The 377-nt window shown below is 56.8% G+C and carries 1 protein-coding gene; it reads right to left on the bottom strand.

What is annotated here, in order from left to right:
• On the bottom strand, nt 1-377 hold a 377-nt coding region (locus J0695_RS43070), incomplete at both ends, for a type ISP restriction/modification enzyme (protein ID WP_206970235.1).

Genomic DNA, 377 nt, shown 5'->3' with positions numbered 1-377 from the left:
AAGTATGCCCATTCCTTGGTGAACGGCCTGTAGGTGCAGGGCACAATCCACTCCTCGTCATAGCGGTAGCGCTCCCCTCGGGCCACCCGACCCTTGTCCGCTCGATCCCAGCTGATTTTCTCGGGACTGGTGTCGATCCAGGAATCAACATCGGTAAAAGTCGGCACCGCAATAGATTGCGCAACACAGCGCTCCCGAAATCCATCCACCTGTCGATTATAACAGTCAATCATCGACTGCATGTTCTTGCGAACTTCTACTTGGCTGAAGTTGTACACCCAAGCGTCTCGCCCGGACTTCAGGCCGCTGGAGTAGACCCGGAAGAGAGCGGATTCGCGGCCGATCCTGTCCTTGTTTCCGGCTGCCTGGTAGGCACC

The sequence above is a fragment of the Streptomyces beijiangensis genome, assembly GCF_017315755.1.
GTDB classification, from domain to species: Bacteria; Actinomycetota; Actinomycetes; order Streptomycetales; family Streptomycetaceae; genus Streptomyces; species Streptomyces beijiangensis.
The sequence above is the reverse complement of the archived record's forward strand: the minus strand, read 5'-3'. Positions and strand labels throughout refer to the sequence as shown.